The organism is Enterovibrio norvegicus FF-33, assembly GCF_000286835.2.
GTDB classification, from domain to species: Bacteria; Pseudomonadota; Gammaproteobacteria; order Enterobacterales; family Vibrionaceae; genus Enterovibrio; species Enterovibrio norvegicus_A.
Window position 1 is genome coordinate 1,901,993 of record NZ_AJYD02000038.1, and the last position, 17,162, is coordinate 1,919,154.

17 protein-coding genes and 1 tRNA gene are annotated in these 17,162 nt (G+C 46.5%); 9 read left to right on the top strand and 9 right to left on the bottom strand.

The window, feature by feature from the left end; genetic code table 11:
- Positions 1–89: 89 nt before the first annotated feature.
- Complete coding sequence (locus tag A1OO_RS16665) at positions 90–1,454, bottom strand: MATE family efflux transporter (RefSeq protein WP_017003750.1); 1,365 nt, start codon at positions 1,452–1,454, stop codon at positions 90–92.
- Between the two features lie 104 nt (positions 1,455–1,558).
- On the opposite strand from A1OO_RS16665, the gene A1OO_RS16670 reads away from it, so the two are divergent.
- Positions 1,559–2,443 (top strand): LysR family transcriptional regulator, encoded by an 885-nt coding sequence (locus A1OO_RS16670; protein WP_016958372.1) that lies wholly within the window; start codon positions 1,559–1,561, stop codon positions 2,441–2,443.
- A 61-nt stretch (positions 2,444–2,504) separates the two neighbouring features.
- Positions 2,505–3,314: a heparin lyase I family protein gene (locus A1OO_RS16675; protein WP_017003751.1), complete on the top strand. Its 810-nt coding sequence runs from the start codon at positions 2,505–2,507 to the stop codon at positions 3,312–3,314.
- 87 nt (positions 3,315–3,401) lie between these two features.
- On the opposite strand, the gene A1OO_RS16680 is transcribed toward A1OO_RS16675, so the two are convergent.
- The 8 genes from A1OO_RS16680 to A1OO_RS16715 form a co-directional block, all read right to left on the bottom strand.
- Complete coding sequence (locus A1OO_RS16680; RefSeq protein WP_026023918.1) at positions 3,402–3,881, bottom strand: DUF3299 domain-containing protein; 480 nt, start codon at positions 3,879–3,881, stop codon at positions 3,402–3,404.
- 4 nt (positions 3,882–3,885) lie between these two features.
- Entirely contained in the window at positions 3,886–5,142 is a 1,257-nt protein-coding gene (locus A1OO_RS16685) for an ABC transporter permease (RefSeq protein WP_017003753.1), read from the bottom strand.
- Positions 5,143–5,835 carry an ABC transporter ATP-binding protein gene (locus tag A1OO_RS16690; protein WP_017003754.1) on the bottom strand — a complete coding sequence of 231 codons (693 nt, stop codon included), beginning with the start codon at positions 5,833–5,835 and terminating at the stop codon, positions 5,143–5,145.
- 38 nt (positions 5,836–5,873) lie between these two features.
- Entirely contained in the window at positions 5,874–6,581 is a 708-nt protein-coding gene (zrgA, locus tag A1OO_RS16695; protein ID WP_017003755.1) for a zinc uptake protein ZrgA, read from the bottom strand.
- Positions 6,582–6,614: 33 nt separating this feature from the next.
- Complete coding sequence (locus A1OO_RS16700; protein ID WP_016958366.1) at positions 6,615–6,902, bottom strand: hypothetical protein; 288 nt, start codon at positions 6,900–6,902, stop codon at positions 6,615–6,617.
- Between the two features lie 132 nt (positions 6,903–7,034).
- Entirely contained in the window at positions 7,035–7,298 is a 264-nt protein-coding gene (locus tag A1OO_RS16705) for a DUF4282 domain-containing protein (protein ID WP_016958365.1), read from the bottom strand.
- 350 nt (positions 7,299–7,648) lie between these two features.
- Positions 7,649–7,724, bottom strand: a tRNA-Asn gene (locus A1OO_RS16710).
- A gap of 146 nt (positions 7,725–7,870) precedes the next feature.
- The gene (locus tag A1OO_RS16715) at positions 7,871–8,845 is read right to left on the bottom strand and encodes a Gfo/Idh/MocA family protein (protein WP_016958364.1); all 975 of its coding nucleotides are present in this window, start codon (positions 8,843–8,845) and stop codon (positions 7,871–7,873) included.
- A 270-nt stretch (positions 8,846–9,115) separates the two neighbouring features.
- Between A1OO_RS16715 and A1OO_RS16720 the strand changes: the two genes are divergently transcribed.
- The 7 genes from A1OO_RS16720 (at position 9,116) to A1OO_RS16750 (ending at position 17,047) form a co-directional block, all read left to right on the top strand.
- Positions 9,116–9,793: a hypothetical protein gene (locus tag A1OO_RS16720; protein ID WP_016958363.1), complete on the top strand. Its 678-nt coding sequence runs from the start codon at positions 9,116–9,118 to the stop codon at positions 9,791–9,793.
- A 168-nt stretch (positions 9,794–9,961) separates the two neighbouring features.
- Entirely contained in the window at positions 9,962–10,588 is a 627-nt protein-coding gene (locus tag A1OO_RS16725; RefSeq protein ID WP_016958362.1) for a tetratricopeptide repeat protein, read from the top strand.
- Between the two features lie 91 nt (positions 10,589–10,679).
- Positions 10,680–12,665: a hypothetical protein gene (locus A1OO_RS16730; protein ID WP_017003756.1), complete on the top strand. Its 1,986-nt coding sequence runs from the start codon at positions 10,680–10,682 to the stop codon at positions 12,663–12,665.
- Between the two features lie 58 nt (positions 12,666–12,723).
- Positions 12,724–12,987 (top strand): DUF2960 family protein, encoded by a 264-nt coding sequence (locus A1OO_RS16735; RefSeq protein ID WP_016958360.1) that lies wholly within the window; start codon positions 12,724–12,726, stop codon positions 12,985–12,987.
- Positions 12,988–13,254: 267 nt separating this feature from the next.
- A complete protein-coding gene (locus A1OO_RS16740) occupies positions 13,255–13,491 on the top strand; it encodes a YdcH family protein (protein ID WP_016958359.1) in 237 nt (78 codons plus the stop codon).
- A 285-nt stretch (positions 13,492–13,776) separates the two neighbouring features.
- On the top strand, positions 13,777–15,789 hold the full coding sequence (locus A1OO_RS16745; RefSeq protein WP_017003757.1) for a tetratricopeptide repeat-containing diguanylate cyclase: 2,013 nt from the start codon (positions 13,777–13,779) through the stop codon (positions 15,787–15,789).
- Positions 15,790–15,880: 91 nt separating this feature from the next.
- Entirely contained in the window at positions 15,881–17,047 is a 1,167-nt protein-coding gene (locus A1OO_RS16750) for a PQQ-dependent sugar dehydrogenase (RefSeq protein WP_017003758.1), read from the top strand.
- Positions 17,048–17,162: the final 115 nt, after the last annotated feature.

Below are 17,162 nucleotides of genomic sequence, written 5' to 3' on the forward strand. Positions count from 1 at the left end.
TGGGGAGAGTTCTAATCTTCTTGTCTCAATCAATCAGGGAGCATTCGCTCCCTTTTTTCTCGAGCCGAGGAACCCATTAGAAAAGAAAACTACGCGATTGCATGCGTTAGCGCGAACTGCTTACGTTTCTGTCTATAAATATCGTTCCACATCACAGGCAAAACAATCGATGCAAGCACAATATTAGAGATAGGCATCGCTAACCACACGCCTTCAACTCCGTAAAATTTTGGCAATACATACAGGAACGGAAACTGGACCAGCATATTGGCGACAGATATACCCAGTGCTTTTCCGCCCTTGCCCACCGATAGAAAATACATTGATGCGAGAATGATCAGCCCATCAAGATACATAGCAGACAGGTGTAAACGAATACCCAGTGTTGCTTGTTGTAAGAGCGCCTCATTGCCACTGCTAAACATGCCAATAACAACGTCCGGAAATACATTCAACACCGCTAACCAAGCCAATCCTGCGACCAGTGACACCAATGAGGCTAGCTTTGCCACATTAGCTATCTTGGCGTACGACTTTTCCCCATGATAAAAGCTCACTTGCGGCTGCATACCCTCAGCGATACCTTCTGCTACCACGTAGTACAGTGTCATCAAATAACCCACAACGGCGAAAGCGGCGACACTCACTGGTGTTCCATATTCGGCAAATAAACGGTTGTGAAAACCAACAAGCACACCGTAATACATAAACATGACAAGCGACGAACACCCAAGGACCAAGCTCTGTTTTGCGTCAGCAAAACTAAGCTTTACCTTGTGACGAAATACCCCAAGAAACGAACGGGATGAACACAGATAAGCCAGGCCTATGACAACGCTGACTAATTGTGCCAACACTGTTGCAAATGCAGCGCCTTTCAGACCCCACGACATCACACCGATAAACAGGTAATCGAGAACGATATTGGTCAATGCGCCGACGACCATCATGGACGTTGCCACAAAAGGACTGTCGTCATTTCGTATCAAAAAAGGCAATGCACCGGCAACAACCGTTGCCAATGCGCCTAACTCAAACACCATCAGATAATCGGATGCATAACCATGTGCCAACCCCGAGGCCCCTTGTAAACCAATCAGTGAAGCACTTAAGCAATACAAATAAACCGATGCGACAATTGCCAGCCCCAACGCTAATACAAGCCCTGTCGCCATGGCGCTTCTCGCTTTGTGTAGGTTACCTTCACCACGGTAGATGGAGACTAAACTGCCAGCCCCCATGCCTACCATTAACCCCAAACCACCGACAACGGCAATCACTGGCCAAGCAATGTTGATGGCTGCTAACCCTTCTGCGCCAATGTAGTGCCCAACAAAAATACCGTCCACTAATTGATAGAGTCCGTTGACGATCATTGCAGCAATAGCAGGGATGGTGAAACGCCAAAACGTTTTGGTGATGGAATCACTCTGTTTTAAATCGGTGGTATGCATAAACAGTGAACTTAAAAAAGGAAAAAGACGGGTACGAGTTTGACGTTGTTTTGATATAGATAAAAGTTACAATCAATCCTCAAAGCGGATACATAGGTGACATCATGCAGTGGACACTCGAACAACTCAAAGCCTTTACAGAAGCAGCCGAGGCTGGGTCATTTTCTGCTGCAGCACGCAAGCTCGGCAAAGCGCAATCTCGCGTTAGCACTGCCATTGCAAACTTAGAAGTCGACCTAGGGTTTGATTTATTTGATCGCAGTGCCAAACTACCGGTGTTGACCAATGCGGGGAAAGAAATGCTCGTTGACGCCAAGGCTATCTTGCAGCAGTGCCAACGCATGAACTCACGCGCGATGGCGGTCACTAAAGGTGAGCCTGTCGCATTCACGGTCGCCATGGATGAAGCCGTTCCTATCCAAACTTTTGAAACTTTGTTTGAAATGATGGCCGATAGTTTTCCGGAGCTAAAGCTCACTATTTTGAATGGGTCTCAGGATGATATCGCGACATGGGTTAACGAAGGCCGAGCAGACATCGGGTTTATCTTTCGCGTCAAACCTTTGTCTGAGTCACTCGATTGGTACGACATCACCACGGTAAAACAAGTATTGATTGCTTCGCCTCAGCACCCTCTTTCGGCAATTGATCACCCGCACGAAGATGACTTAGTTAAACATCGCCAGCTCGCAATTCGAGACCGTTTAGGTTCTTCGCAAGAACAGCCTCTTTCTCCTCGCTATTGGCATGTTGACAGCTACTACTATATTTCAGGACTGGTTAATCGGAACCTTGGCTGGGCTTTTGTGCCGGAACATATCGTTAACCATGATTGGATGGAAGGCTCGGTCAAAACGCTCTCAACTGCAGAACTTTCAAGCCCGCCATTACTCACTCTCAGTGCCATCAAGAAGAAAACACGTGGTTGGGACAAGGTGATGTTATGGATCGACAACACCTTAAATACTCTGTTTCCGACTCAGGTGTAACGAGAACCCTAAGCTGCTGTGGTCTACTATAAAATTATGATTTCAAACCATGAGGTGATCGATGTTTTGCCGCCATGCTCGAAAGCCTCATACGCCAAAGAATGCAATCAATTTCACCCTTGTAGACGTTATCGCTTTCGTACTTGCTATGCTGCTAAGCGGTTGCTCCTCCGGCATTGATAGCAGTGGTTTTGGTCCGTTTCAGCGCTCTTTAAATTCAACGACCCACGGTTATCAGATCACGCCCGATCTCACCGGTAGTGCGCCAACTGAATTAATAGAAATATTCGACGTTCGCCCCGGGGATTGTTCTTCAAACAATGGTTGGAATGATTGTAAAAAAGATCGAGAACGAAGTGAGTTATCGGAGAAAAACAAATCAACCCACGTAAACAGTGAATACTGGTACGGTTGGTCTATCTACTTCCCCGACGACTATGTGAATGTTTTCCCAACGAAAACCTCACTTGGGCAGTTTCATCAAAAGGGCTCGCACCCCGTTTGGATGTTTCAAAATAGTGCTGGCGGCTATCACCTTGATAATCAAGCCTTAGGGCAGACAACCGAGTATTACGCACTTATTGATGACAAAGACCTTCGCGGCCGTTGGCATCACATTGAAGTGAACGTTCGGTGGACAACCGATCCATCCGGTTTTTTCGATGTATGGGTGAACGGCGAGCAAAAAGTGGGCTATCAAGGACAGACGATGGATGCATCGATCGTGTACTTTAAATATGGCCTTTATCGTTCTTTCCTTTCTCGTTATAAAACTGCGAATAATGCTAATGAAGTTCCCGCCCAAACGGTTTACTTTTCTAATGTTAAACGCAGTCAATCTCGACGTGGCCTGATCCCTGATGGCGACTAACATTTAACTGAATACCCTTCTACAAAAAAACCGCCCTCATATTGGGCGGCTTCAAGTAGCGCTTTGTGAACGTCTTAATCGCTGTGTCTATTCGTCGTAAGCTTCTATCGACACACCCTCAAGCAAATACCCTGCTTGAGCGAGATCATGTGACACAGTTTCCGTTTTTAACGTCCCAATCACATACACCACATCCCAAAGCTCGTGTACTGGCGCACCTTTATCAAATTTCACATACACAATTTGGTTAGGGGGCGGTGGCGGTACGTGAATACACGCGCCAAAAAATGGCACCAATAAAAATTCCGTCACTGTGTTGGCATCACCTTCCAGCGGGATAACAAAACCAGGGATTTTCACCTGGCTGTTATTCAACTCAGAACGAATACTTCCCACTAAGTTTTGCTGAGGATCATCACTTTCGTGATTGACCATTGGCATGCCTCTGTCATTGAATTGATTGCGTTCTGACTCTGGGATCAGGTCAATCCAATCCAACGTCAATGTCTCATTTGCTTGAACGAACAATGGCAAACAAGTCGCCATTAATAGAAGCCATTTTTTCATCATGTTATATCCGTATGGTCATGCCATCTGATAGTGATTGGCGATACGCGCGCAACGCAGGCAACACGCCCACCAATAATCCTGCCACAAGCACAATGCCCATTAGCATCCATTCGCGGCTATTTAATAATGTCGCTGAAAGTTGTAAGCCGTATTGGCTTAACACAAACGGGGCGGCAATGGTGATGACTGCAAACACAGAAGCAATCCCGAGCATGATGCCAAGCAAAGTTAAACACACCGCTTCGCTGATCAACAGTGCAAAGATATGTGCGGGCCTTGCACCCATGGCGCGCAAAATCGCCATCTCTCGTCGTCGCTCATTCAAGCTTGTCAGTAGGCTAGAAAGCATTCCCAGCAAGCCTGCAACCACCACAAATCCTGACACCACCAACAAGGCTTGTTCAGCCACGGACATCAGCCCCCACAATTCATGCAGTGCAATGCCAGGCATGATAGCGGTCAGCGGCTCTCGCTTATATTCGTTAATGGTGCGTAGCAAGGCAAAGGTTTGAATTTTACTTTTCAATCCTACTAAGAGCGCCGTAATTTGTTCAGGTTGTAGCTTATCAGGGTCAATGCCTTCCGCGCTAACACCTACCCCCATTCGAGCACCACTTTCCCAACCGATGTGAATCGCTTCAATCGCAGGTAGAGAGACATGTACGCTCCGGTCTACGGGCGTGCCTGTCGGTGCCAGAATACCAGTGATGGTAAAAGGCAGATTATCGTGACGACTGAACTTTCTGTCCGCCAGTCCATGCGCAATGACGATGTCATCACCCAGTTTATACTCGAGTTTTTCCGCGACTTCAGCGCCAATCACGGTATCAAACAGGCCATTAAATGGCAGCCCTTGCGTAAACGTGAGTGGCTGTTTATTCCCGTATTTGTAATGCGTGAAGTAGTCTCCCGTTGTACCTACCACACGGAAACCTCGATGAGAGTCGCCCAGGGAAATGGGGATAGACCATGCCACCGACGGATGACGCTGAATTTCTTCAACGCTGTCCCAACCAATGTTATTGGTAGCATTGCCAATACGAAACACCGAATAAAGCAGTAAGTTCACTTGCCCAGATCGCGCACCAACAATCAAATCTGTGCCAGAAATAGTGTTGGCAAAACTTTCTTTCGCTTGAGTACGAACACGCTCCACACCTAGCAGTAACGCCACAGAGATTGCCACAGTCAGAATCGTGAGAAAAGCCGTCGCTTTTCGGTTAGTTAAGCTTTGAATCGCCAATCGGAATATGGCCATTTACACCACCACCTTCTTCGATACACTGCGGTTGATCTCGGACAGTGACACCGCTCGGTCGAAATGCGTTTCCAGCGTATGATCATGACTGACAAATAGCAGGCTAGTTTTCGCATGGTCGCATTCTTTCATTAATAGCGAGATAAACGCGTTACGACTATCTACATCCAGTGCAGAAGTGGGTTCATCGGCAAGCAACAATGCTGGTCGGCCAATCAGTGCGCGAGCTGCGGCAACGCGTTGCTGCTGACCAATGCTTAGTTCGGTCACGGGCTTATTCAAACACGCATCCGGCAGGGCAAGTGCGCTCAATAGACGAGTGGCTTCTTGGTTCAAATCACCGCTCACACGCTGTTTTCGCATCGACGAAAATCGACACGGTAGCGTGACATTATCTAAAACAGACAGATACGGCAAAAGGTTGAACTGCTGAAAAATGTACCCCAAATGATCGGCGCGAAATACATCGCGCTTAGCACCTTTCAACAGCGAAATGTCGATATTCTGAATGTACAACGAGCCTGATTGCGCGACATTAATGCCTGCAACCAAACCCAGCAGTGTAGATTTACCGCAACCACTTGCGCCCTTGAGAAACACTTTTTCATTGGCAGCGACTTCAAAATGCGGGATATCAATCTGCCACTCAGACTGTCCTGGCCATCGAAAGAAAAGATCTTTTATTAATAACATGATGATACTTAAGGCCTCAGTGAAGAGGCCTTCCTGTACTAGAAACGAATGGTTCTTGACGTTGGCGTAAGCTCGCCGGCAGAGACACCTTTATCAGTGATCGCTTGGACACTGATTTTTTCTGTCTGACCAAATGTATCAAACCAGCGCGAAGTGACAGATTGAAGTTCAGTAGGATTTGAACAATGGAATGTGTATTGGGCAGAAAACTCACCGTGTGACTCAGCGTCTTTTTGATGGTGCTCGCTATGGTCATCATGCTTATCGTGAGCATCATGACCGCCATGCTTATCGTGAGCATCATGGCCGTCATGATTATCGTGATTATCATGGCCGTCATGCTTATCGTGATTATCATGGTCGTCATGCTTATCGTGAGCATCATGGTCGTCATGATCAGAATGATCGTCTGATTCATCTAACGTCTGAGTGACCGATTGCTCAACCAGTTCACAATTAGCAGATGCATTAAGTTCTATCAAAGTATCTGCTTTAGCCAGCGACTTCAGCGCTTGTTCAATGGCGGCTTTTTGCTCTTCATTCTGAGGCGCATATTCAAAACCAACAATGTCACTGCCCGGCGCCGTAATTTCAACGAGAAGCTCTTCGCCATCCTGCACAATATGCCATTCAACCAAACCATGTTGATGGGCACTATGCTGGGTAAAATCGTTACTTTCCGCAACCGCAAATGTCGCCATACCCAATGCTATCGCGCTGAGCGTAAATCGAGTTGTATTACGCATGTTCTCTCCAAATTGAATTGATTAAATATCGTGTTAAGTTGGAGAGAAGAGTGGCGGAGCACGTGCTTTCGGTTCAAGCAATGACGTTTGAGGAGATTGGGATGCATAGCCTGAAGGCATATAACCGCTGACCAACGGCGCAGAAGGGATAGCATCATTTGAAGCTATCGCGGGTGCACCCATGGCACACAGAGCGCAATGATGATCAGTATTTAAAGAATGTTGATGAGATGCCTTGTGTTCCGCAACCGCTAAACCTTGCCAGCCCATAAGGACTGCAAGCAATAAAGGAAGTAACAATTGGCGAAACGCTAGTGTCATGATCCGTCAGGCACGTTTGTATGTAATGTTATAATATAACATACTCTTGTGTTTAAACTAACAGCGAAGGGCTATTTCGTGATGGCATAAAAAAGGCCAGACCTGAGCCTGACCGATCACATTAAACTGCGATTAAGATTCTGATTTATCAGCAATCTTCTTCAAATTTTCGTGGATTTTGAACAGTACGATCAAAAGTTCACACCAAATGCGCGATGCTACGGCACCACCCACGATAATAGCCAAACCAGAGAAGAAGCTTCCTGCTGTCATTCCGTTGTATCCAGAAAACATTGCGGTTATTCCAGAAACAACTGATGCCAGCAATAGCAACCAATAAACGACAGTGATAATTTTTGGTGTAAGCATTGAATCAAAAAAGAATACGTCTTTCACTCTAACTTCCTACATCTAAATAATAATGGAATTACTCGTACTGTATCAATCCGGTTGATATCTATGAATTTATCAACCTTGAAACAGCAGCGATGATATCCAAATTAATAGATCTAACAACAGATAAATTGGGCATTTTAATTTAATGCGATTGGATTCACGAAGGCTACGCGTCTAAACATCAGGGCATTGAAGGGGATAAATTGGCGATCGGTGCGCATCAACTGCAGAAGCACGTTTAGTTAAAGCGGATAAGGCAGCGTCATTCGTCGGAGGACGCAGACTTGCGACAAATCCCGTAGCGATATTCAAAACGCAAAAACCCCGCCATACGGCAGGTTTCTTTAATTTGGCTCCCCCTGCAAGACTTGAACTTGCGACATACGGATTAACAGTCCGCCGTTCTACCAACTGAACTAAGGGGGAATTGAGTGTTCCTGAGAACGAGGTTGATAGTAGGAAAAGCACGGGAGCCTTGCAAGCACTAATTTGCATTCCCACGCTTTTTTTGGTTCAAATGGCTAATTGATAACCTATTCTCTAAAAATCATGCCGCATTCTTTTGCCATTACTCATTGTCCCGCGAGTATTTGTTCCATCACCCATGTGGTATTTCTGCCACTTTCAGCCAAACTTGGGTGAGTTTTTTCACCTTTAAGGTGCTTAACCATGTTTTCAACATGAAAATACTGCACAGGATCAGGATTCTCGATCGAAGACGTAGCCTGTTCAGTGCCTTCTAGCACAAAAGGTTCATCACCAAATACCGAACACAGAATTCGCCCTTCACTGCCAATAATCTCAACCCTGTCTTCTCGTATGGCAGCACCAAAGTTCCAATAGCCAGAACCGAGTACACCATTTTCGAAAGCGAACGAAGCAGATACCGCATCTTCAGCGGCATAGTAACCTTGCTGATTAGCAGCAATACCACGCGCAGTTGTGATGTCACCAAACCATTGTTGAAAAAGATTCAAACCATGGCTGGCCAAATCCACAAAGTAGCCCCCACCCGCCTGGTCCGGATTAACCCGCCAGTTTTCAAGCCCTGCAACGTCATCAGGGTTTGGGGCACGATGATACGTCCAATGAATATGACGTACAGCACCGATTTTTCCTTGGTCAATCCATTCTCTCACGGCCTGAAACCGAGGAAGGGAACGACGGTAATACGCCACGAACAAGGGGACATTGGCCTGCTTAAATGCGTCAATCATGTCATCACATTCCGCTGTGGTTAATGCCATCGGCTTTTCAACCACACACGGTTTTCCCGCTTTCGCAGCCATCAACGCATATTCACGGTGACTGTCCGGAGGGGTCGCGACATAAATCGCATCTATGTTGGGGTCGTTAATCAACGCGGAGGCATCTGTGGTATAGGCAGGGATACCATGCTTGGCACAGTAAGCTTTAGCCCTCTCTTCGCGACGAGCCATCACCATGTTCAATGACGAGCCTTCGACTTGCCAAAATGCAGGCCCACTTTTACGCTCAGTGACACTACCGCAACCGATCATGCCCCAACGAATCGTCTTTTGTTCCATCATTTCATCCATTTTTTACAGTTGTCGGTCAGTTAGCGTGCTGATTTTCGACCGTTTATTGCGTTGATACTGTGTATTGTAAGCATATTGATACAGGGATTAACAACACGTCTCGCGCTACAAACTGCTCAATACATTCCATTGTTGTATGATCCCCGCTCATTTTTCACCACTCGAAAGCGCGGAACGCTTTAGCAAAACGATGTGACTCTTATCACGGAATGATGGTCAGGTGACAACGAACCCATTTCAAATTATAGGAGGTTGCGGATGCAGTTTCGTCATACACAAACAGCCACCATCTTTTATGCCATTGGCCAATTCTTTTTGTTTGCGCTGCTGGTTACCATCCCCGTTATTATCATAAAACTTGATCTCCACGTACTCAAAAATGGCTTATCTGAACAGTCGCTGACTGAATATGGCGAGCAATTTCTGCTGGCAGCGACCCTTTTATGCTACGTAATTATTGCAAAGAGGAATCCTTCATTTCGTCGTTTTGGTGCGCTAGTCATTGGCTTTTTTATGTGTATGTTAATCCGAGAACTCGACAAATTTTTCGACGATTGGATGTGGCATGGTTTCTGGGTTTATCCTGCCTCACTGACTGCGGCAAGCGCCATGTTATATGCCCTGCACAACAGAGCTGAAACCTTGAACAGTTTCAGTGAATTTGTCAGCCATCGTTACTTCCCGTTGCTCAGTCTCGGACTTGCCCTTTTATTGGTGTTCTCCCGTCTGTTTGGCATGAGTTCCCTGTGGCACGACGCGCTCGGTGATGGCTTCGTCCGCGCAGCCAAAAACGTCGCAGAAGAAGGTACCGAGCTCATGGCCTATATCACCATCTTCTACGCCTCGCTGCGTTACACAATGGCAATGCGCCCCGTGGATGCCACAGACACTCAGCAAGAAGAAGCCGCCGAACTTTGTAAGCAGTCACGCGTATAAGAATATCCTCTTAGAGCCACATCTTGACTGATGTGGCTCGATACTCTTCAAACCACTTCTCTTTCCATTCTCTTGAATCCCAATTTTGCAACGCCCTTCAACACGCGCCACTTCGTAAACTGCATGGATATGTAGTGCGATTGCCCCTTGTGTACAAAGGAACGAAGTATGAAGTGGTTACTTCCGTTATTCATTGCCACCAGCACCGTGAGTTGCTCTGACGAGATAGATCAGCCGCTCGCTGATTGTCCCACCCTACAAAACTACTCCGAAGCGTTTCTCAACAGCGATTTCTATGAAGGTTGGCGGCATTTACAACGCGGTTCATACCCTAGAGAGCATTGTCAGGCCGCTACACCTTACTTTCTCGAAGGGGTAGAAAATGATGCTGTGTTTGAGCTTTCTACTTTGTATCTTGATTTTTGTAGCGAAACGCCCAATGTCGATGCCCTCAATCACAGCAGCATTTATCACAGTAAGCGCCTCACTAACGGCATCGACTATGACGAATTCAAGTGGATATTAGACTTGGCTTTGTGCAATAGCCCCGTTGAGCAATATGCATTAGGTAAAATGCTACACGATGGTTTTGTCACCGATCAGGATACAGTGAAAGGGATCTACTTCTTAAGTTTGGCCGCACATCAAGACCATATTCAGGCACAAGTTGCGCTTGCGAACGCGTTAGTGGAGATTGATGAACACGACATTGCCGCACGCTGGCTGGAGAAAGCACGCAGCCATGGCGGTCAAACCTTTGCGGGTTTGAATCTCTCGCCAAACACCACGAAGTAATGTCTTTGCATGAATTTACACAACGGAAGCTACAAATTACTCACTTGGACACGTAAAGTAAGGGCATTAACGTTGGAATACTGAGAAACACATGTCGATGCCATTGCCCCTATTTCTTGCGGGCCCGATATTAAGAAGAACAACCAAAACAGAGATCTGCGTCTGGGCGGTGACATCTTCTCCGTTGAATGCGGACTTCTTACTGTATGAAAAAGACAGTGACATTCCATTTTTTCGCGCCTCCTTCAAATCCCAAAAGCAGATTCAGTTAGGCACTCAGTGTTTTGTCGTATTTGCACATTTTTCCAATGCGCAGCTTTCCCAACATTCATCTCACCGAGATGAGATCGCAGACAAGAACATTGGCTACTTCGAAACAGACACGCCATTAGCATACGACATACTGTCACAAGAGCATTCTTTACTCACCGACATTGACGGCTTGTTGTATGACGGCGAAAAGCGCCCGAGCTTTATCATCTCATCACGCGCGGAAAACCTTGCACACGGCTCATGTCGTCACCCACACCACCATTGTGATGACGCCCTAGTGGCATTAGACACAAAATATGATGCGCTCGCCATCGATGAGCGTGCAGACATGTTGATCATGGGTGGCGATCAGATTTACGCCGATGACGTTTGCGGCCCCATGATGTTCGCTATTCGCCAAGCCATTACCAGACTTGGACTTTACGATCAGGAAATCGACGACGAAACAATCACCCATTGCAGCCAACTCGCATTAAATCTAACGCCGCTATATGGTCGAAGCGACACACTGCCCAAAACCACCATCAATCATGGTTTGATAAAACGACTACTGAAAGCAGGCCCAGAACCAATATTCAGTTCACGCACCACCGACAACCACTTGATAAGCTTTAACGAGTTTATCGCCATGTATCTGTTGGTGTGGTCACCATCTCTGTGGGCAACCATTCCATTGCCTGAAGCAAACGCAATAGCAGGCTTGTCTGATGAAAATAAGGCACGTTGGACATCAGAGAAAAACGAGCTGACTCACTTCTGTGCCGGACTCAAACAAGTCAGACGATTGTTTGCTCATATACCCACTTACATGATTTTTGATGATCACGACATCACCGATGATTTCAATCTCACCGTCGGATGGGAGCGCGCAGTTTATGACTCGCCCTTTGCACAAAGTATTATTACCAACGGCATGCTGGGCTATTTCTTCTGTCAGGGATGGGGCAACGACCCAGATGCCTTTGATGACAATTTCTGGCGAACCATCACACGGTTTGTGGCAGAGCCAACGCCAAGTACCCTCAATGACGCTACGCAGCTGATTCACCATTTTGAGCGTTGGCACTATACGCTGCCCACCACGCCAAAGGTTGTGGTGATTGATACGCGAACACGCCGATGGCGCTCAGAGTCAAGCAACAATAAACCGTCAGGATTGATGGATTGGGAGTCCCTCATGGATTTCCAGCAAGATGTTATCAATGCTAATGCCGTTGTCGTGGTCTCACCCGCGCCGATGTTTGGTGTTAAGTTCATTGAAACCTTACAACGCATTATCACGATGTGCGGTCAGCCGTTAGCGACTGATTCTGAAAACTGGATGGCGCATCCGGGTTCGGCCAATGCACTGTTAAATATTTTTAAACACCCTAAAACACCCAAGAACTTCGTGATCCTCTCTGGGGATGTTCACTATTCGTTCGCGTATGATATTCGTCTGCGATTTCGAAAAGGCAGTCCGAGAATTTGGCAAATCACCTGTAGTGGGTTTCGTAATACGTTCCCAGAACCTTATCTCTCAATTTTCGAATGGTTCGACAGAAAACTTTTCTGGCTGGGGTCACCGCTCAACGTTTTTACACGCCGCAAGCGCATGCGAATAGAACGACGACGCCCAGACAATGGCTGCTCACGGTATTTAGTCAACAAAAGTGCCGTTGGCGAAGTCTTACTGAATCCTGATGGCTCTCCCGCAAAAATAGGCCTATTGACGGGAACGGGCGAGCAAGTCGCATTTACACCATGCGAAGAGATGCCGAGTAAAACTTATGTTTCTACCTCTGATTCCGTGACGCGGGATTGACTTGACGAGGAGGCTGATAAATACTCCGCCTCCTCAAAAACTCGCTAAAGGTGCGGATATGTCACGCCAACTTCAATATATTTACAAAGGCGAAACCAAGGTCATGACCTTTTCTTACCGTCAGCACCGCTCGCCTCATGAAGCTGCTGCGGAGGCCGAAGGCATTGATATCAACGATTTCCTAAAAATGGAAAGGCAACTGGAAGTGATTGCAGATGGCAAAGCGGTGAAAAACCATCGTGAGAGCTACTTCAATAAGTTAGGGTTTGGCAAGATCATACTGCTAAAGAAAGAAGCTGAGTCAATCAAAGACAAACGCTAACTATCACACCCTTCTGCACACTGGTGACGGGATAGTTATCACTACCCGTCCCACCTTCAAGACTTGCATTCATCGCCCTTCGCATCGCGCTAGAATCCCAGCGTTATTGTCCCTATTCTCTGAGCAGTGGACGTGCATACAACATTATTTGCAGTTTCTTGTCCGTCGTTCGTTCACAAGCACAATTCGCCGCCATCTCCCCCCTTATGGCAGGCCTTTGCTCATGCGTTGCGCAAAACGCTCGCACCAACTCATACAGGAGCGACTATGCAAGGTGAAAATCACGCACTCATGTTCGAATTCCCAGAGTACAAAGATAAAATTCATGAAATGAAAATGTCCAACAAAGGCTTTGGTAGCTTGGTTGATGAGTATCACCACCTAGACCACAAAATACGTGGACTAGAAATGGCAAACATACCCACTGATGATGAGAATTTCCGAGACTTGAGAATGCGCCGCGTGCAGCTCAAGGATGAAATTTACCAGCAAATCACCCAGTAGTAAGAACACAGCCTGTACTGGCTTGTTAAAGCCAAGTTAGTTCGGGCTCTTTTTACTAAAAAAACTTGGCCAGTGCGACTTCATCTCAATGAGTCGCCAATCAGTTCATCACACTCTTGCGTGCAGGAAAAATATCGCTTCCCTATCTACGCTTAACTAACACAGATTAATTAAAATTATACAAATGTCTTAAAAATGAATCAAAGTCGAATCTGTGCGTTGAGTAATCTATAGCCTCTAAATAACGAGTGACGTATAGCTATGTCGGTCAGGGAAGCTCTATCAATGCGAAAACCGTTTTTTAATCTATTTGTTCTATTACTTGTTACCCTTTTTTCCGTGTTCTCACACGCCACAGTAGAAAAGACGCAATCCTTTGAACGTACGCTCAATGGCGTTCAGTCGATCCTCTACTCGGTGCCAATAAAAGCACGCGCACTACTCAGTGAATTGGAAAAGGTAGAACTAAAAGAAAACCAACCTTTACCTTTGTTAGCGCGCTACTACCTACAGAAATCAACGGTTGATTTATTACTGAACGACCCTGAAAGTGCGATTGAAGCCGCTAATCGAGGTATCGAACTCACAGCAAGCGATCCACTTCTGCAGGCCGATCGCTATTTGATGCAATTGCGCTTAAGCCAGGCACGTATCTTAAAAGGCGAAGAAGCCTTAGTGCTGGTGCAACTCGATCAACTTTTGTCAGAGTCACAAGCCCTCAATAATCCAGAAGTCACCGCCGAAATTCTGTTGGTGAAAGGGCAAGCCTATAAAGCGCAGAATGAATATGACGTGTCGATGGCAGCATTAATGAGCTCACTCGAAGCCGCCAAAAACACAGAGAATGACCTTCTGATTGAACGTATCGCGTCCAATCTTGGTGGGATTTTGGTTCAGCTCAATGGGTTTGATAAAGCCTCAATGTTACTTGATCAGTCCTACCAATTTTTCCGTCAACGAAAAATGTCATTTAACCAATTGCTCGTTAAACTCGACATGGCTGAGCTTGCTAAAAAACAAGGCGATCACAAAAAAGCACTTCTCGAATACAAGCAAGCGCTTCAAATTGCGCAAGTGCTTGGAGACGGTTCACACCGTTTTCGCATCAACTTACAAATTGCGGATCTCTTGCTCCAGGCTGGGGATACCAAGAACATGATGCGTTATCTAAAAGCAACAGATAACCTGCGTGAACGCGAAAACATTCGCTACTACATCAGTAAATACAATTACCTCAAAGCCAACGAAAAGCTGTTAAGCAATAACTATCAAGTCGCCATTGATTTAGCTACCCCTCTGGTCGCTTCACTGACCGAACAAACGCGCCTCTATCGCTCAGAAATTGCGCTTTATCTTGTCTTGTCAAAAGCCCATTTTGGTCTTGAGGATTACAAGAATGCCTATTTAACACTGTTGGACTACCAAAACCGCTTCAATACATTTAGTGCCGATGAGCAAGTGGATAATTTAGAGCGGCAACAAATGCTCTTTAATCTGGAAAAAATCAAAGCTGAAAATCAACACCTAAGCTGGAACAACGTGCTGCAAACTCTTGAACTAAAAACCAACGATCAAAAGGTAGAGTATCTGAACGTTCTGGTCGTCGCTGGCATCGGCTCAACGGTGATTGCATCACTTATTGCACTTTGGATTAACCGACGCAGAATTCGTTGGGGCAAGATTGCTAACACCGACAGCCTGACCGGCCTGTTTAATCGCCGCTACTTTGGCACTCAGTTAGATCGCTTGCAAAAAGAGATGGCGGTGGGCGATTTTTCGGTTAGCTGCCTGCTACTCGACATCGATCACTTCAAACAGGTTAACGATAACTTCGGTCATCCTACTGGTGACAAAGTCCTTGAGGGTATTGCCGAACTGTTTAACAAAAATTTGCGACGAGACGACATCTGTGCGCGAGTGGGTGGTGAAGAATTTATGCTGTTGCTCCCAAACAGTGAAATCGAAAAAGCATCGGTGATCGCAGAAGACTTACGTCAGCGTATTAGTGAGTTGGAGTTCCATACTGAGCAAGGCGTGAATTTCAACATAACCGCCAGTTTCGGCGCGACTGAAATCGGTGAAAAGCAGTCTCTGTCTGACATTTATAGCCGAGTCGATAAACTACTGTATCGCGCGAAGCAAAATGGTCGAAACCGCGTCGAAACAACTATCAGCGATCACGACACTGTGACAGATCAGCCGTCCATGGAAACACAGCCATCCATGACAGATCGTATGCAGCGCTTTTCTCGCCGAGTTCGTAGACTGAAATTTAGATTCGCTCAACACTTTAGTTAATGTGCAACAAGCGTTAACGTGAGAGATGGAAAAGGCTTCCTATCTGCGCCTTTGCATTGCAAGGGCGCGATCGTCAAAAAGGAAACAGCTTATGCATTTTCTCATACGTCTCGCGCGCCTGAGACACATCGCCCCTTTTGCTATTCTCTTCATTCTTTCCGTGCAAGCCTTTGCTGATACGGTTAAGTCTGAAAAACACACCTTTAGCGTTGACACTCTCGTCAAAGATCTCAATCATCCATGGTCTTTAGTTTTTCGTCCTGATGGCAGCATGGTGGTGTCAGAGCGTAATGGCGTACTAAAGCACGTCTCAACCACCCATGAGGTGACACCAATCCAAGGGTTACCAGACAAGTTGGTCGATAAAGGTCAGGGAGGGTTGCTGGGGCTAGCGCTAGCAACCGACTTTGAGGAATCAAAAACAGTATATATCGCGTTCACGGAAAGCGGCCATCTTGGTAAATCGGGAACCAGTGTCGTTCGTGCACAGCTAAATACCCCATCTCCTTCAAGCTTGGCCCCTTCAAACTTGGTGCTTTCAAATATTACGCCGTTATTTACTCAAACGCCCAAACTTGGCGGTGGTCGTCATTTCGGCGGGCGATTATTGGTCACGGATGAATATCTCTATATCGCACTGGGCGACCGCGGAAACCAAGACAAAGCACAGCAGAACCGGTCCCATGTCGGCACACTTATTAGACTCAACCATGATGGTTCCGTGCCAATAGACAACCCATTCACGTCAGATCCCACAGCGAAGCCTGAGATATTCAGCTTTGGTCATCGCAACATCCAAGGAATGACGATAGACAACGACGGAAAAACGATTTGGACCCATGAACACGGCCCACAAGGTGGCGATGAACTCAATCCCATCGCCAAAGGCGCCAACTATGGCTGGCCTATCATCACCTACGGCGTGAACTACGGCACGGGATCAGCCATAGGAAAAGGGACGGAAGCTGATGGGATGGAGCAACCACTGCATTATTGGGTACCTTCTATCGCGCCTTCTGGTCTTGAAATGGTTTCAGGAAGTGCTTTTCCTCGCTGGGAAGGCGATCTACTTCTGGGTTCACTCAAATTTGGCTTGTTGGTCAGATTAGACATTGAAAATGGCAAAGTCGTTAGCGAAGAGCGACTTTTGGACGGAAAATTCGGACGAATTCGAGATGTCGTCGAAGGCCCAGACGGCTTTATCTACCTTTTAACCGATTCTTCAAATGGCGCTTTGCTAAGACTTCGCCCTCAATAACAATGGCGAGGCATCATGATCACATCTGTGTCGAGCCAATAAACTGTAAAGAATTATGTACAAGCATAAATTTCTAATTCTGCCCGAAATTTGGCGCATTTCTGGAAATGACTCT

What these genes read in the sequence shown, in the direction of transcription:
- A1OO_RS16735 (WP_016958360.1), top strand. Translation starts at nt 12,724, where the DNA reads ATGTCACGCCAACTTCAATATATTTACAAAGGCGAAACCAAGGTCATG.
- A1OO_RS16665 (WP_017003750.1), bottom strand. Translation starts at nt 1,454, where the DNA reads ATGCATACCACCGATTTAAAACAGAGTGATTCCATCACCAAAACGTTT.
- A1OO_RS16690 (WP_017003754.1), bottom strand. Translation starts at nt 5,835, where the DNA reads ATGTTATTAATAAAAGATCTTTTCTTTCGATGGCCAGGACAGTCTGAG.
- A1OO_RS16750 (WP_017003758.1), top strand. Translation starts at nt 15,881, where the DNA reads ATGCATTTTCTCATACGTCTCGCGCGCCTGAGACACATCGCCCCTTTT.
- A1OO_RS16720 (WP_016958363.1), top strand. Translation starts at nt 9,116, where the DNA reads ATGCAGTTTCGTCATACACAAACAGCCACCATCTTTTATGCCATTGGC.
- A1OO_RS16700 (WP_016958366.1), bottom strand. Translation starts at nt 6,902, where the DNA reads ATGACACTAGCGTTTCGCCAATTGTTACTTCCTTTATTGCTTGCAGTC.
- A1OO_RS16685 (WP_017003753.1), bottom strand. Translation starts at nt 5,142, where the DNA reads ATGGCCATATTCCGATTGGCGATTCAAAGCTTAACTAACCGAAAAGCG.
- A1OO_RS16725 (WP_016958362.1), top strand. Translation starts at nt 9,962, where the DNA reads ATGAAGTGGTTACTTCCGTTATTCATTGCCACCAGCACCGTGAGTTGC.
- A1OO_RS16680 (WP_026023918.1), bottom strand. Translation starts at nt 3,881, where the DNA reads ATGAAAAAATGGCTTCTATTAATGGCGACTTGTTTGCCATTGTTCGTT.
- A1OO_RS16745 (WP_017003757.1), top strand. Translation starts at nt 13,777, where the DNA reads ATGCGAAAACCGTTTTTTAATCTATTTGTTCTATTACTTGTTACCCTT.
- A1OO_RS16715 (WP_016958364.1), bottom strand. Translation starts at nt 8,845, where the DNA reads ATGGAACAAAAGACGATTCGTTGGGGCATGATCGGTTGCGGTAGTGTC.
- A1OO_RS16740 (WP_016958359.1), top strand. Translation starts at nt 13,255, where the DNA reads ATGCAAGGTGAAAATCACGCACTCATGTTCGAATTCCCAGAGTACAAA.
- A1OO_RS16670 (WP_016958372.1), top strand. Translation starts at nt 1,559, where the DNA reads ATGCAGTGGACACTCGAACAACTCAAAGCCTTTACAGAAGCAGCCGAG.
- zrgA (WP_017003755.1), bottom strand. Translation starts at nt 6,581, where the DNA reads ATGCGTAATACAACTCGATTTACGCTCAGCGCGATAGCATTGGGTATG.
- A1OO_RS16730 (WP_017003756.1), top strand. Translation starts at nt 10,680, where the DNA reads ATGTCGATGCCATTGCCCCTATTTCTTGCGGGCCCGATATTAAGAAGA.
- A1OO_RS16675 (WP_017003751.1), top strand. Translation starts at nt 2,505, where the DNA reads ATGTTTTGCCGCCATGCTCGAAAGCCTCATACGCCAAAGAATGCAATC.